10 protein-coding genes and 1 pseudogene are annotated in these 15,671 nt (G+C 44.6%); 3 read left to right on the forward strand and 8 right to left on the reverse strand.

The window, feature by feature from the left end; translation table 11 throughout:
- The coding region (locus BUA14_RS26160; RefSeq protein WP_143153518.1) for a phosphodiester glycosidase family protein at positions 1 to 2,622 on the forward strand (2,622 nt) is incomplete at its 5' end.
- 301 nt (positions 2,623 to 2,923) lie between these two features.
- Here the strand turns inward: BUA14_RS26160 and BUA14_RS26165 are convergent.
- From BUA14_RS26165 to BUA14_RS26195, 7 genes are all read right to left on the reverse strand, one after another.
- The gene (locus BUA14_RS26165) at positions 2,924 to 3,205 is read right to left on the reverse strand and encodes a ferredoxin family protein (RefSeq protein ID WP_072775281.1); all 282 of its coding nucleotides are present in this window, start codon (positions 3,203 to 3,205) and stop codon (positions 2,924 to 2,926) included.
- On the reverse strand, positions 3,202 to 4,500 hold the full coding sequence (locus tag BUA14_RS26170) for an FAD-dependent oxidoreductase (RefSeq protein WP_072775282.1): 1,299 nt from the start codon (positions 4,498 to 4,500) through the stop codon (positions 3,202 to 3,204). Before BUA14_RS26170 ends, BUA14_RS26165 begins: the two co-directional genes overlap by 4 nt.
- A gap of 64 nt (positions 4,501 to 4,564) precedes the next feature.
- Positions 4,565 to 5,500 (reverse strand): electron transfer flavoprotein subunit alpha/FixB family protein, encoded by a 936-nt coding sequence (locus BUA14_RS26175; RefSeq protein WP_072775283.1) that lies wholly within the window; start codon positions 5,498 to 5,500, stop codon positions 4,565 to 4,567.
- A 14-nt stretch (positions 5,501 to 5,514) separates the two neighbouring features.
- Entirely contained in the window at positions 5,515 to 6,279 is a 765-nt protein-coding gene (locus BUA14_RS26180) for an electron transfer flavoprotein (protein WP_072775284.1), read from the reverse strand.
- Between the two features lie 99 nt (positions 6,280 to 6,378).
- On the reverse strand, positions 6,379 to 7,581 hold the full coding sequence (locus BUA14_RS26185) for a CoA transferase (RefSeq protein ID WP_072775285.1): 1,203 nt from the start codon (positions 7,579 to 7,581) through the stop codon (positions 6,379 to 6,381).
- A 51-nt stretch (positions 7,582 to 7,632) separates the two neighbouring features.
- On the reverse strand, positions 7,633 to 8,772 hold the full coding sequence (locus BUA14_RS26190) for an acyl-CoA dehydrogenase (RefSeq protein ID WP_072775286.1): 1,140 nt from the start codon (positions 8,770 to 8,772) through the stop codon (positions 7,633 to 7,635).
- A gap of 691 nt (positions 8,773 to 9,463) precedes the next feature.
- Positions 9,464 to 11,089: an AMP-binding protein gene (locus BUA14_RS26195; protein ID WP_072775287.1), complete on the reverse strand. Its 1,626-nt coding sequence runs from the start codon at positions 11,087 to 11,089 to the stop codon at positions 9,464 to 9,466.
- Positions 11,090 to 11,496: 407 nt separating this feature from the next.
- Here BUA14_RS26195 and BUA14_RS26200 point away from each other — a divergent pair, with 407 nt between their 5' ends.
- Positions 11,497 to 12,750 carry an MFS transporter gene (locus tag BUA14_RS26200; protein WP_072775288.1) on the forward strand — a complete coding sequence of 418 codons (1,254 nt, stop codon included), beginning with the start codon at positions 11,497 to 11,499 and terminating at the stop codon, positions 12,748 to 12,750.
- Positions 12,751 to 12,907: 157 nt separating this feature from the next.
- Complete coding sequence (locus BUA14_RS26205) at positions 12,908 to 14,908, forward strand: sigma-54 interaction domain-containing protein (protein WP_072775289.1); 2,001 nt, start codon at positions 12,908 to 12,910, stop codon at positions 14,906 to 14,908.
- 437 nt (positions 14,909 to 15,345) lie between these two features.
- Here BUA14_RS26205 and BUA14_RS28660 read toward each other — a convergent pair.
- A pseudogene (locus BUA14_RS28660) lies at positions 15,346 to 15,468 on the reverse strand (methyltetrahydrofolate cobalamin methyltransferase); the annotation flags it as partial.
- Positions 15,469 to 15,671: the final 203 nt, after the last annotated feature.

The following is a 15,671-nucleotide window of genomic DNA, read 5'->3' on the forward strand; positions in this document are numbered from 1 at the left end:
GTTACGGACGGCGTAACCGTGGAGAACATATCCCGTTTTACCACAGGCGGCTGGTTGAATATTAATGTGCTGCGCGTGGATATGACTAACCCTTATGTGAAAATTGACACCCTAAGCAATGACTCGATCACCGACGACCTGGTCAGCATTTCCGCCCTGGCCGAAAAAGAGGGGGCCGTGGCTGCTGTCAACAGCAGTTTCTTTAATCCGCTCACCGCCGGCAAAGGCTATGCAGACGGTCCCACCGTCCGGGCCGGCGATCTTTTGTCCACCTCCGCCTGGTACAACCGGAGCAAAAATGAAATGGCTTCCCTTTCCGTTGATTATGCTAATCAGCTGCTTTTTCACTATTGGAAAAATGACCTTACCCTCATCGCCGGAAACGATACCGCCTTTGCCGTTACCCAGTACAACCAGCCGAGCAGGCAAGGCTACCAAGACCTTACGGTCCTGGATCGCAAGTGGGGACCTGTGGCCATCGGCGCCTCCGAAAACTGCCCCGATCTGGTTGAAATCGTCGTAAGCGGGAACAAAATCCTGGAGATCCGGGAAGGACAGCCTGCCGCCGAGATTCCCGAGGAAGGTTTCGTCGTCGTCTCCCGGGGCGAGCAGGCGGCTAAGCTTCTGGAACAGGCCGCCCCTGGAGAACAGCTCCAATTCCAAGTCACCTCCACGCCGGACTGGAACGACCTGAAGATGTCCACCACCGGAACCTCCCTTCTTATCCAGGACGGAGAAATCCCCGCCACTTTTTCTTACAGCACCCCCAGCTTTAATCAACGAAACCCCCGGACCATAGCCGGCAGTACCGAAGATGGGAGTGAACTCATCCTGGTTACAGTTGACGGAAGGCAGGATAACAGCATCGGCTTGACCCAGCAGGAATCCGCCGAGCTGATGCTGGAATTAGGGGCGTATCAAGCCATTATGTTTGACGGCGGCGCCTCCACCACCATGGCCGCCCGACAGCCCGGGGCCTTTTCCCCTGAGGTGGTCAACCTTCCTTCCGAAGGCATCCTGAGAAATGTGGCGTCAGGCATCGGGATTTTCTCCGCAGCCCCCGCCGGCCGGCTGGACCGCCTGATCATCGAGACCGAAGACACCAACATATTTGCCGATACTTCGAGAACTTTTTCCCTTAAGGGCATCGACCGCTATGCCAATCCAGTGAAGATCGACCCAAGGGAAGTTCAGTGGAATGTCAGCGGGATCGACGGCAGTTTTCAGGACAATATCCTCTATCCGGTTTCCCCGGGCACCGGAAAAGTAACCGCCACCCTCGGCGGTCTGAAGGAGGAGCTGGACATCCGGGTCTTAAACGCCCCAGTGCAGCTTACCCTCAATCCAGCCAGATTCGACCTTCCTTTGTACCAAAATAAAGCCATCCGGGTAAAAGGTCTCGACCCCCAAGGTTATGCCGCGGTCATCGAAGGCCGGGATGTTCAATGGAACGTTGACGGCGACATCGGTAGTTGCGAAGCCGGCGTGTTCACCCCCGTCACCACCGGTACCGGCACTATCCGGGCCGGCGTCGGCGACACCCATGCCTACAGTGCCGTTGCCGTTACTTTGGATGCCATAGAACTCCTGCATCCCTTCGAAAGCTCCGGCCGGTCGGAGGAGCCACGCTTCCAAACCGACCCGCAAACAAGCCAGGGTTATTTCGAGCTTAGCGCTGATCAATTCTACGCCGGGGAGTCTTCCGGACAGCTGGTGTATGATTTCTTATACGGTAACTCTGAGGACCAGATCTCTGTTCTCTTTGCCGAGCAGGGGCTCCCCCTTGATCCGGCCACTACCGGGTTATCCCTGTGGCTTTATAATATCAGCCCCAACTCGAACCGCATCAAGGGAGAAGTCATAGACTCCGCCGATGTGAAACACACCGTCGAATTTACTTCCGACCTCAATTGGACCGGCTGGAAAGAGAGCACAGCATCCTTATCCGGGATCGACTCTCCCGCTTATCTCACCAGGCTCTACATAGAAAACACCGATCCTGCCACCCCTTGGGGGAAGATCTATTTTGACGAATTGTCGGCACTGATCCAGAAGCGCCCGACCATCGATCCGAGCACCATCCCCGCAGATACCCTGCCCAAAGATGAAGCGAACCGGCAGGCTGCCTTCACCTCCGGTCCCGACAATTTCCTGTTTTCCTTGCTCACCGGGGGCAAAGCACCGGGTATTTACACCGCTCCCCTCACTCAAGCGGGAGCCGGGGATGCCCCAACACCTATACTGGCCGCCGGTTCAGGGTATCAATCCTCTAGTTATCAAAACAGCACTTTCCTCCAGCTGGATGTAAGCCAAGGCGGGCTGAGGAGAAGCGACCCGCAGCAATGGACCCGGCTGTTCACGACCCTGGATGACATCCAGAGCGCCAATGTCTTTCTCCTCATGTCCCTCAGCCCGGCCGATTTCATCAATGCCAAAGAAGCACAGCTGCTGAAAGATACGCTGGCCAATTACCGGGAAGCAACCGGCAAGAACATTTGGGTCCTTTTCCCTGGTCCTGTAGATCAAAGCGAGCTTGACCGCGGCGTACGCTATATCAGCACCGCCCAATCCCTGCAAACGACAGTGCTGGGAGAGGAGATTTCCTATGAATTCATGCCTTAGGTTTGGTCCGAAAATTTAACCTGGGGGGGTCAATAAGGCAGGACCATTGTTTTTACTGAAATAGAAGAGTAAAAGTCAAACGGCATGAATCCCAACTATTGGAGTTCATGCCGTTTGACCTACTATATTCATATACGTCCTTTTCCGGGCTTTTCTCTTCATGGGTATTGGTTATAAAGATTAAATATAATATTCTAGTGAGATAAATGGCCGGTATTTTAAGGATTAGACATTTAGTTTTAAACCGCAGCAGCCTCTTAAATCCGGCCATACATATTCAATAGATAACTGGTATTCCCGTTTATCCTTGCCTATAAATGATTCCGAACCCACCTCTGGGGTATTTCCAATCCAACGCGCCCTTTTTACACAAGGCCAAACAGGTACCACATTCCAAACAACCTGCCCACTCTACGATGATCGCTCCGTTTTGTTCGCTGTAAAGCCCCGCCGGACAAACCAGCAGGCAATATTTTTCATGGCAGTCTTTGCAAATGTCATAATTGATCAGGATATGCGGTTCCCCTTCATCAACCTGAAACTTGTTTAAAGCAAGTTTATCAACCAAACTCATCCTCGTCATAGTGCACGCACCCCTTTAATTCCGTCTTTGATCAATCCTATCATGGAGATACGCTCCTCCTTGATGGTATCCATAGCTGATTTCAATAGATGCTTTTTCGGGGTTAAGTCATGCGTATAAACTTTAGCCAAAAGAAGATTAGCCATTGAAGAATATTGTTTGAACAGACGCTCACTTTCCATAAACTCAGGCATCTTCGCATAAAGTTTTAAATCCTTCATAATAAAACTATCTTCTAATTTTTGCTGATAAACGCTTAAGGAGTTTGCGCTAAAATCATTCTTTTCTTTGGCCTCAAGCACAGCGTCTGCAGCCATCATCCCGGAACCGATCGCCAGATCCATTCCCCGAATAACTAAACCGCTGTTGATTGTAAATCCAGCAGCATCACCCACAATCAGCATTCCATCTGCATAGAGTTTGGACGGAACCATATGCAATCCGCCTTCACCCGTAAGATGAGCACCATACTCAACCATTTTCCCGCCTTTAACCAATGGAGCCACCAGCGGATGATCCAGGAGATCGTCCAAAGCATCAACCGGTTTGATTCCAGCTCTAGCCAGATCATCCAGACGCATGACAACGCCAAGGGAAAGGCTGTCCAGGTTAGTATAGAAAAAAGCACCGCCGGCGACTCCATAGGTGGCTTCCCCGAGTATGGCGAAGGCTGTTCCTTCATTGCTATTTAATCTGAATCGTTCCTCAATAACTTCCCGGGGCAATTCTATCAGCGCTTTAGCGCCGACCGCCAGGTGTTCCGGCCTGAGATCTCCGCGGAGCCCCGCCTCGCGGGAGATAAAAGAATTGATCCCGTCAGCGGCAATCACCACATCAGCCAGCATCTCTTCCTCCCCTGTGCTGATACCAATGATGCGGTTGCCTGCCTTCACGACTTTTTCCACTTTAATGCCTGTAACAATCATCGCTCCGGCTTCTTCCGCCTTCTCGGCCAGCCAGCGGTCAAATTTTGCCCGCAGGACCGCAAAGGCATTATAGGGAGGATTCCCCAGGGCTTTACCCTTATACTCCAGATTGAAATAATCGTCCTTGGTCATCATTGTCGTAATATAGTTGGTAATATAGCGCTCCACGGGGGCATCTTCCCAGAAGCCAGGAATGAGCTGATCAAGAATCCTGCTGTAAAGAACACCACCGCTTAAATTTTTACTGCCAGGATAATCGCCACGCTCAATTAAAACAACTTCCATCCCCGCTTCCGCCAGTTTGTATGCTGCTGCAAGTCCAGCAGGGCCGCCACCGATGATAATCACATCATACTTGTCTGCCGACATTTAAGACACCCCATTTTTGAATAGACTCCATTAATTGGCCATTATATTTATGGTAATTGGCATTTTACTTTTTCAATTTTTCAATCAGTGCTGGCACCACTTTATAAAGATCTGCTACGATACTGTAGTCGGATTGAGAGAAAACCGGAGCAGCTTTGTCTTTATTAATTGAGAATATTGTTTTCGATTGGTTGCAGCCAACCATATGCTGTATTTGACCGGATACCCCGATGGCAATATATAATTCCGGCTTAAACATGACACCTGACACCCCGATGTAGCGTTCTCTTGGAAGCCAATTCACACCTTCGGCGATGGGGCGTGTGCAGCCGACTTCGGCTCCAATCAGCCCTGCCAATTCCTCGATCATTTTAAGATCTTCCTGATTGGCTATGCCGCGCCCAACTGCAATAACACGTTTGGCAGCTGCCAAGTTGACAGATGTGCCACCTTTGGACCGTTTTTCCAGGCATTTTATTTTCGTTTTAGGCTCGATAAGGGATATTTGCTCAACTTTTCCCTGACGTGAACTGTTTTCCGGGACAGCATTAAACACACCCCCTCCGACAGTGACCAGAACTGTCGAAGAAACCGACTTTTCAGTGCGAACAGCGGCCCCGCCGTACACCAACCGTGTGCTTTGCACACCATCTTCTATCGCTAATTCCGTTGAATCAGTTAAAACCGCAGTACCTAAGCATGCTGCCAACCGACCGGCAATATGCTTGCATCTCTTTGATGTTCCAACCAAAATCAATTCAGGCTTTTTATCGGAAATAAGCTTGAAAATGGCTTCCGTATAATCTTCCATCATAACGGACTCGGTTTGATTCAACCAATATACCTGGTCTGCCCCCAGAGCAAGCGCATTCTCGGCAAAGGGCTTAGACCCAAAGACCAAAGCCGCTACTCTTTCCCCTAGCTGGTGTCCGCCAGCGCATAATTGCGCTATTGTTTCTTTTTTTTCTGCTAATACCCAGACATTTTTTACTACACTCATTTTTACCCCTCCAATTACAGTTCTTTGCGCAGATGTTCAAGGAAAATATTAATGTTATCCTCCGAATCACCTTCAACCATGATTTGTTTTCGATCTGCCTTCGGGGGAGCCAACGTACTGATGATCTGAGTCGGTTGTTCAGTACTTACGGCGATATCAGTCAAGGTCCATTGGGTTACAGGTTTTTTCCCGGCAGCCAGAATTTCCTTCATCGATGGAATACGGGGTTGATAGCTATCTGTCGTTACAGAAATAACCGCTGGAAGGGGAATCTCAAGAATCTCTACTTCTTCTTCCAGGGTACGTTCTACCGTAATTTTTCCGTCTCCCGGCGTAATTTTAGATATTCCGTTCATGGCGGGAACATTTAACAGCTCTCCAAGCTGTGAGCCGACCTGCTGTGCATAGAGGTCGGAGGAGCCTTCACCGCAAATGACCAAATCAAAGGCGCCTTTCTTGCTAATCGTCTTGGCCAGGGACTGCGCGGTTTGAAATGCATCGGCATCTGTTAATAAGTCATCGACAACTAGACAGGCCTCTTCTGGTCCGCGGGAAAGAATTGCTTTTTTAAATTTGGAATTGTCAAGCTGTTTGTTACCGACACTTACAGCTGTAACTTTCCCTCCTGCGGTTTCAACAAGCTGCACACCGGCTTCTACTGCCGGTAAATCATATTGTCCTAACTTCCACTCGACTTTATCAAATGAAAGCGTTCTGTCCGCTTTTATGGCAATATCCTGTTCTTCTGGTACAATTTTGTAACATACAATTACATCCAATTTTTTCACCTCATCAATTATTATTTTCAGAATGTGGGGAAACTGCAGCTTTTGCAGTTTCCCTCAATCCTAGGTCTTTTTTTGATTCACCCTTGCTTTTTAAGCTTTAGCAATGACTTTGTTTTCGTAAAGTACTTTTATCTGGTCAGGAGTTAATCCCGCTTCTTCCAGAATATCGTCATTATCCATACCAAATAGCGGAGCTGGTCTCCAGACCTTTCCCGGGTTGTTTTTCATCCTGGGGAAAATATTGGTGGACTTGAATGTATACCCGCCGAAGGTTTCCCATTCGATAAATTCTTCGCGGGCGATGTAATGGGGATGTGTTTTCATCATTTCAAAGGTCATGATCGGACTGGCTGCTATACCATTATGATTCAGCTCAAGATCGGCTTCATTCACTGTCCGTGCCGCACAAAACTTTTTCATGGCCTCTACGATTGCCTCAGATCCGGGTTCACCGACCAAGACATATAATTTCCCTTTGTACTCCGGGGCATCCGGGTCCAGACCTATCAATGGCAGCCCTTTCTTCATGGTGTTTGGGCCGATGAAGCAGGTAAAAATCTGACCATCCTTGCACTGATAACCTTGCCAGCCTGCGATAACGCTTTTGGGGCCGCTCCTTTTTCTTTCTATACCATGGGTGAGATAATCCTGCGTATAAGAATGAGAGGTTAAAGCCGCTTCAAATTGAGCGATGTCAATGCTTTCTCCCTGTCCGGTCTTCTGGGCGTGAATATAGGCGGCCAGACAAGACCAGCATGCGCTCATGGCAGTTAAATAATCGCAGGTATACGGTGCAGCCGGCGCCGGCGGCTCGGGTTCAGGATTACCGTTGAGATTCATATAACCGCCGAAGGCCTGACCGATCGAATCCCAGGAACCTCTGGCTACATATTCCGGGTCACCGGTTTGACCGAAACCTGACACGTGACCAATAACCAGCTTCGGATTGGCCTGCCAAAGAACTTCATCGGTTAGACCCCATTTGGCCCATTGACCTCCCTTGGATGTCTCAATTAAAATGTCAGCCTTCTTCAGGATCGCCAGCAAGGCCTCTTTCCCTTCTGGTGTAGGAATATTCAACACCAGGCTCCGGTGATTTTTGCGTTCCTTCTCAAAACTGGAACCGGGAGCCTGACGGCATACATCCGGCGCAGCCGGGTTTTCAATAAAGATCACGTCCGCGCCGAAATCTGCCATCAAACTGGGGGCATACGGCCCGGCCACCGACATCCCAACGGAAACTACTTTTACCCCTGCCAATGGACCGAACTTTGGAATTTCCGTACTTTTCATTATCTTTTTCCTCCTAACATCATTAAATGTGCAGCCGAAGGGGTAAACGATTTACTTGTATTTTTTCAAAATCCCTCGGCCGGCAATATGGACCATAATCTGATCGGTTCCTCCGGCCATCCGGTAAACCCTCGCATCACGCCACAGTCGGGAAACCCTGTGATCCATGGTATAGCCGATACCGCCAAGAATTTGCATGGCATCATCCAAAACTTCAAACGAAGATTGTACTACATATAACTTGGTCAAGGCTGAAGACACTTGAATCGATATTCCATTGTCTTTTTCCCAAGCGCATTTATAAACCATGTTTTTCATATTTTCTATTTTGATCGCCATATAGGTAAGCTTTTCCTGGATTAATTGGAAGTTGCCGATCTTCTGACCAAATTGAACGCGCTGATTGGCATATCTGGCAGCATCTTCAAATCCGGCTTGGGCCATGCCCATAACACGGGCAGCCATCATTAAGCGTTCTGTTTCAAAGTTTTTCATCAGCTGTATAAAGCCTTGTCCTTCGACCCCCATGATATCTTTTTCTTCTACTTCAACATCTTCCAAATAGACTTCACAATTGCTGATGTCATGCCAGCCAATCTTATGCAACGGCTCGATGGTGATCCCTTTGGCATCCCTCGGCACCCACCACATGGACATACTCGTCATCGGATTAGGATTCGACGGTTCTTTGGTCATGACCAGCATGTAGGGAGATTCTTTGGCGCCCGTGACAAATGTTTTATGACCGTTCAAATAAACTTTACCGTTCCTTCTGGTCGCGGTTGAACTCATTTGGCTGTTATCAGACCCGGCTCCCGGCTCCGTTATCAGCAGAGAAAATGGGTTTACCCCTTTTTGAGCATACTCTAATGTTATCTTTTTTTGCTCTTCACTGCCAAAAGTGAGAATATCATCAACTGCGATACAATAAGGCCATCCGGATGGCCCCCCGGATCTTCCGTATTCTTCACAAAGGAGCATTAATGTCAAATCATCCACCGGGGTTCCGCCATATTCTTCCGGAATTCCAAGACTGCTAAATCCGTTGTCAGCAAGTGCTTTTAATACTTTTACCCCCGGCTGATGTTTCTCATCGATTTCCCTGAGATATTCTTCCGTGCATTCTCTGCTCAACAGCTCACGAAAGCTCTCCAATAACAGTTGTTGTTCTTCGGTTAATTTGAAATCCATGTCAAATCCTCCTAATAAAATTTTGATGAGTAGATATTCTACCGGACCATATCAGCTGTCCGCCATATATATTTAGCAAATTCCATGCCAAGCTTAATCAGCTGTACATTTCCTTAATCTACAAGGAAATATAGCCTTAACAATAGACAACTGTTTATATAAATGCTTACAATTCCGTAAACTTTATGGATTACGTATATACAGAAAACTGCGCAGTTCATATGAACACCCCCCGCAAAAAACGGGGGATTAATATTGTGATGCTATCGCTTTTCACTAGACAGACGCTAGAATTATTTCCTCCTTAATTAGGGCCTGATGATTCAAATCAACAGACCCTTGCTCAACCAATTAACTTTCAGCATATCCTATTCCTGTACCTGAGTTCCCCCTGCAAGCCAATGATTCTGACAATCTTTCTCAATTCTTCGGCTAAACCGCTATGGTCCGGATACATATGGGTTGCTTTACTTAAATCAATGCCAAGTTTGTTAACACCCTCAAAAAAAACATCCCGGCATTCACTTGTATTAAAGCCGGTGTCAATAATCAGGCTATTGCCCCGTGAGGGAATAAGATAACTGTTTAATGCCTTTAGAGGGTTATTTTAAAGCGGTATTTCATTTAAATAAATACCCGCCTAAACTTCCTTGATCACAACGACGTACCTCCCTTAAAAATTCAAATGAACCTATATGATGGAATTCATACACTGCATGTTCTTAAGTCGTTTCCGATCCGGTTTACCTACCATAGTTTTTGGAATTATATCAATAAATTCCACCTCTTGAGGAATCTTATAGGAAACCAAGTTGTTACGGCAATAATCGATAATTTCACGCTCGTTTATGTTTTCTTTTTCTTTTAATACAATAAAAACCTTGATGGCCTCTCCTCTTTTATCGTCGGGGATCCCAATCGTACAAACCTCTTTAATCCTCTCGTGGTTATAAAGGACTTCTTCAATTTCTCTGCAATAAACGTTAAATCCGCTGGATATAACCATATCCTTTTTGCGATCAATGACTCGAATATATCCCTCCGTGTCCTGAGTCGCAATATCCCCCGTGTAAAGCCACCCTTCCCTTAAGACCAGCTTTGTCTCTTCAGGATTATTCCAATAACCGGACATGAGCTGAATCCCCTTGACAATCAGTTCTCCTTCTTCTCCCGGTTTTAGTTCTTTAGAGCCACTTTTTAAGTCTACGATTTTTACCTCTGTCCCGGGAAACGGTACCCCAACTGAGCCCTGCTTATATTTTCCCTTAAATGGTGTTCCCGAAACCGATGCTTCTGTCAGCCCGTATAATTCAAACACTTCACAGCCGGTAACCTTCTCGAAGGTTTGCTTTACCTTAAGTGGTAATGATGATCCCGCCGAGACCAACGCCTTTAAGCAAGTCATATCGGTTGTCTTAATATCAGGATGTTGAAGAAGATCAAAGAGCATCGCAGGAACAGCCTGAAAAAAATTAGGCTGAAAATGTTGAATGGCCTTGAGTATTATTGCTGATTTAGGTTTTTCAAGCAAAATAATTGTTCCACCCGCAATCAGGTTCAACAAAATATTGGTGTTGAATCCAAAGCTGTGATAGAGCGGAAGCGCACAAAGGGTAATAAAATATCCATTCGTTAGGGCAGGAGAAAACCAAGCGCAGGCGATGCGAGCCATAACCTCTATCGATAAATTGGTATGCATACAGCCTTTTGGCAATCCGGTCGTTCCACCTGTATATTGAAGCAACGCCAGGTCTTCCGGGGCAATCGACAGATCCGGTTCTATATCATCTCCCATATTAACTGCATCATCGAAGTTAAGGATATTGTCATTTTGGTAGTTTATCTGTGTTAAATCCTCATTATTAATAACAATCACATTCCGAATGGATGTCATCCCCGATTCCATTAACGCCTTTACACTATCCAAGGCTTTATCGATGACAAAAACGGTATCAGCGCCACTGTCAGAAAAAATATACCCCAACTCACGTTGGGTATATCGGGGATTGACCGGTACGATAACAGCCCCTAATTTAAAACAGGCTTGAACGGCTACGACAAATTGAGGATTATTGGATGACACAACGGCAATTCGGTTCCCTTTTTGATAACCTAATTTTATTAATGCTCCCGCTAATTTTCTTGCCATCCAATTTACCTTTCCATAGGTTAGCGATAAATTTTCCTGAACCAGATAAACCCGATCGGGAGATCTGTTTACACATTGATTGAATAACGCTTTGCTGGATAAATTCGAACAATCAATTTGGCACGGGACGCCCTTTGGATAAAATTGATGCCATGTTTTTGACTCCATAAAAACACCTTCTTTTTTAAGAATAGCTTTTAAAAATAAGCTGCAATTGATAAAACTAATCCTTATGCAAGAGCTGTGCCAATATTATTCTTTTAAAAAAACTATTCTCAAAAAAACGTCCCGTAAACAAAATACAGAATTTCAGTAATAGTCTTTTATGTCCCTAATTTTAAGATTCTCACCCAACTGCTAAATGTGTAAATCATTTTCTATACAGTGTACATTTATGAAAGCTATAACATGTACAATTATGAACAGCCTTATAGTAAAGATTCGGGCTAAGACAGGCTAACATTCAATGCTGAAACTTGGCATTGAAATTGCTTATCTATTTATATATCAGCTGTCCGATTTATCATTATAAGGGTCCTATTGTCAAAATAAATAGTTTAGGAGGTATTGCTTAAATGGCTCAATCAAAGATGCATTATGCTTGGTGGATTATGATTAGCTCCGCAGTAATCGCATTGACCGTCCTCGGATTTATGAGTAACGGTGTTGGCATTTTTTTCGCCCCAGTTTGTGAAGATCTGGGCTTTTCCCGTTCAGCACTTTCTCTTTATGCGACCATACTGCAGCTTACAATGGTCGTCTCACTGCCGATTGCCGGCAAACTGTTTCCCAAAATTAATATCAGGATGCTTCTTTCCGTATCCACAATCGTATTTGCTTCTGGATTTTTCATCATGTCTCAAGGCCATTCGTTAACTTATTGGTATATAGCCGGTTTTCTACAAGGAGTTGCCGGTGGATTTCTTATTTATCTTCCTATTCCTATTCTGATTAATAACTGGTTTAAGTCAAAAACAGGTTTTGCCTTAGGCTTAGCTCTAGCCTTTTCAGGAGTTGGCGGTGCCATTATTAACCCTATAAATCAATATTTTATTTCAAATTTTGGTTGGAGAACCGGTTATATTGCTCTTGCCCTGATATCCTTGGCTGTTTCTCTCCCTTTTTTCTTGTTCGTGGTACGCTTTAAGCCCTCGGATATGGGTCTTCAACCTTACGGTGCGGAAGAAGTTAAACCGGGCAGTGTTGCTCCTGAACTTACAGGGGTGAGTGCCAGCGCGGCCTTAAAAACTCCTTCATTTTATTTAATGTTTTTCACTGGTGCCCTTTTGGCTCTTACTTGTAATTTCAACGCACATATCCCCGGTTATCTGACCTCAATTGGTTACCCGGCTATGGTTGCGGCAACGGTGGCTTCAACTGTTATGATTGGAGTAATTGTAGGTAAAGTTTCACTCGGGGTTTTGAACGACAAGTTCGGACTGAAATTTGCGTCGACATTCGGGCTGCTAGGCGGTATTTTAGCCATGGTTCTGATGCTGTTAGGTCAGGCCAACGTCTATCTGATTTATGTCGGTGCCTTTTGTTATGGGCTGGGATATTCTATGCTTACTGTTGAACCTCCCCTTATTCTGAAAGCAATTTTCGGGCAAAAAGAATTTAGTTCTATTTATTCCTACATTACTACTACTCAAGCCATTGTAGGAGCTGCCAGCGTATTTATCTTCGGTTTAATATTCGACTTGACCCAGAGCTTCGCTGCTGATTTGATTATCGTGGGAGCAGCCTACCTTATCAGTCTAATCTTTATATTTGCAGCCTTGAACTTTGGTAAAAACCTGCAAAGCAAAAAAAATACCGTGGAAATGTAAGTGGCTTAACCGGTTATTGAGAGGGTAAAAAAATCCTATCCTCTCAATACACCCAAAAAGTGTATTTTTTTTACTATGTGGGCATTACTTTATATATCTTTTCTTCTAAGCTATAATATTTTTGGAAGAATATTTTTTGGAAAGAAGGCTTGATGCAATGAATAGTGAAACAATGCGCAACCTTGGATCTGCTCTTCTCACGGATAAACCTATTTCAGAAAGCGTCAGGTCGGATATTTTAGAATCCTGGGCCCGCTCCCACAATGCCAAGGTCAATCCGCAAGCAACCATTTTACCGGCATATATGCCTACGGAGGCCGCTTCAAAGCTAAATGATGAAGGATGGCAGTTTAGAAAGGAACAAACACGGATATTTGTTGATAGATTTTATGATTTACTAATTAAATTGGAAGCTGCTATTTTTTATACAACTTCAGATCTCACCATTATTATCCAAAGGGGGAATGAAGCGTTTCTGAAAAAGCTGAACTCTTTTAACCTTGGTATAGGTACGAATCTTCAGGAGAAGTATGTTGGCACAAATGCGGCGGCCCTTGCCTATTTATCTCATCAAGAATCCTATGTTTTAGGCTCTGAACATTATATCAACGTTTTGAAAGATTATGCGACTTGTGCTGTTGAAGCGATAAATTTTGATGATAAGACGGTTTACGGTTATTTTGTTTTTATATCTTCCCGTGACCGTTACACCGAATATCATCCTCTCATATTAGATCTTATAACACAAGTAACGAAGTATTATCTTAATCATATGTGGGATAATTCAGAACACATTATGATGAATGATCTTCTATACCAAAATGCTGAAGATTCTAATCGAGGGTTAATATTTGTTGATCAAAATGGTTTTATCATTCGAACCAATCCTTGGCTGGATTCTCATATAAGATCAGGGTTTCGAAGTCAAAAGTTTCTCGATATTTTTCCAGAATTGGCAGAAACCATGGACTGCCTCCAAACAGGTCAGAACCTTCCTTTAAAAGAAGTTTATATTCGTGACTCTTCCGGAAAAAAAGTTAATATCTTTATGGAATGCAGACCATCCAAAAAAAATGGCCAGGTGATCGGTATGATCGTTTCCCTAATAGATAAAAAAGTATTATATAAACATACTGCTCAATTAAGCAATTATAATGCCTATTTTACCTTCGCTGATTTAATTGGTTCAAATCAGCGCTTTGATTCGATAAAAACAACTGCAATAAAAGCAGCTAAAAATCCTTGTAGTATTCTTATTACAGGAGAAAGCGGCACTGGAAAAGAGTTATTTGCCCAGGCCATTCATAATGGCGGCAACCATAAGAACGGTCCCTTCATTTCTATTAATTGTGCAGCCATACCCAAAGAATTAATCGGAAGCGAATTATTCGGCTATATCGAGGGGGCCTTTACAGGCGCCCGTAAAGGCGGGAGTCCCGGCAAATTTGAATTAGCTCATAAAGGTACGATTTTTTTGGATGAAATCGGCGAGATGCCTTACGATATGCAATCGGTTTTATTAAGGGTATTGGAAGAAAGGAGAGTTACAAGATTAGGCGGCAATCATCCTACCCCCATTGATGTCAAAATAATTTCGGCTACCAATAAGGATTTATGGGAAAGGGTAGCATCAAAGAAATTCAGATTAGATCTGTTCTATAGATTAAATACGATTAAGATTGAAATCCCCCCTCTTCGAGAGCGGCTGGATGATATCGACATGCTTGTTAATTATTTTTTAAAACAATTCAATCTTTCTCTCAATAAGCATGTTACCAGTGTGTCTCCGGAAGTATATAAAATCTTCGAAGAGTACTATTGGCCTGGGAATGTAAGGGAACTTCGAAATGTCATTGAAAGGGGAGTAGCTTTATGTAGCTCTGATACAATCGATGTTGATGATTTACCACTTGAAATGCAAGGATCCTATCTATCCTATATTCCGGATGATGAAATAACGATTCATGGCCAAACCAGACAAACCATCTATTATGACAAAGTGCGCTCAAGTGAAAGATTACTGGAAAAATATAATCAACAAATTAATGAAAAGAAACGTATTCTGGAGCTACTCGAGAAATATAACGGCAATAAAACCAGGGTTGCCAAAGAATTAGGGATAACCCGTACTACTCTTTATAAAAAGTTGCAATATTAGTTTTTTTCGTCCTGATACCATAATCTTTCCAGTTATCTATGTCTTTTAAGCTTCATTCAATCTTTTCTTAGCCTTCATCATGCACATCTTTATCCAGCTTAGCCAGTCAATCTCATAGATCAATCCCTTAAAGGATCATATAGGCTTTGTCTGACCATGATAACAACGGCTTTAACTGTCCGATAATCCGCCGCACGGCGGATTATCGGACGGGCAGGGCGGTTATTGTGATAAACACTTCATAATTGCCTGTTCAATGCCTCCATCGACCAAAGGATTCTTTTGCGTTGCCTCGGTTACAATGGTGCATGAATCGGCAGATACGAAAAAAATGAAAACAGCAAAGAGCAAAACGACTGAGAAAATAAGCTATAGCAAATTATAGCAATCTCGTGATACTAAGACCTTGCCCCCCTAACCAACCTCTGTCCTTCAAATTAACCTTCGTATAAGCCTTTGCGATGAGCCATCAGGTAATTCATACAATAGGAGTCCTGACCCAATAAGGCCAGTGAAGCATACACAACCCCCATCATCCTTTTGTCGCTAGGGCCATAAATATTTTCTGTAGCAATCGATTTTCTTCAGAGCGAATATTTCATACCGAAGCTCCCAATAAAACACGGCAAGGTGAAGCCATTGTCATATGTGAGGAGCTCGTATTCTGCATGCTTGCCAACAATTCAGGAGGCATTCCTATTTTGCTACTTCAACCTGAAGATTAATCAGCATCGCATTAGATGCTACATTGCTTCCGGTGAGA

The sequence above is a fragment of the Desulfitobacterium chlororespirans DSM 11544 genome, from assembly GCF_900143285.1.
GTDB lineage: Bacteria > Bacillota > Desulfitobacteriia > Desulfitobacteriales > Desulfitobacteriaceae > Desulfitobacterium > Desulfitobacterium chlororespirans.

Bases quoted from the DNA above. Each gene is read 5' to 3' on its own strand.
- BUA14_RS26165 (WP_072775281.1), bottom strand. From the start codon at position 3,205: ATGACGAGGATGAGTTTGGTTGATAAACTTGCTTTAAACAAGTTTCAG.
- BUA14_RS26170 (WP_072775282.1), bottom strand. From the start codon at position 4,500: ATGTCGGCAGACAAGTATGATGTGATTATCATCGGTGGCGGCCCTGCT.
- BUA14_RS26175 (WP_072775283.1), bottom strand. From the start codon at position 5,500: ATGAGTGTAGTAAAAAATGTCTGGGTATTAGCAGAAAAAAAAGAAACA.
- BUA14_RS26185 (WP_072775285.1), bottom strand. From the start codon at position 7,581: ATGAAAAGTACGGAAATTCCAAAGTTCGGTCCATTGGCAGGGGTAAAA.
- BUA14_RS26190 (WP_072775286.1), bottom strand. From the start codon at position 8,772: ATGGATTTCAAATTAACCGAAGAACAACAACTGTTATTGGAGAGCTTT.
- BUA14_RS26195 (WP_072775287.1), bottom strand. From the start codon at position 11,089: ATGGAGTCAAAAACATGGCATCAATTTTATCCAAAGGGCGTCCCGTGC.
- BUA14_RS26200 (WP_072775288.1), top strand. From the start codon at position 11,497: ATGGCTCAATCAAAGATGCATTATGCTTGGTGGATTATGATTAGCTCC.
- BUA14_RS26205 (WP_072775289.1), top strand. From the start codon at position 12,908: ATGAATAGTGAAACAATGCGCAACCTTGGATCTGCTCTTCTCACGGAT.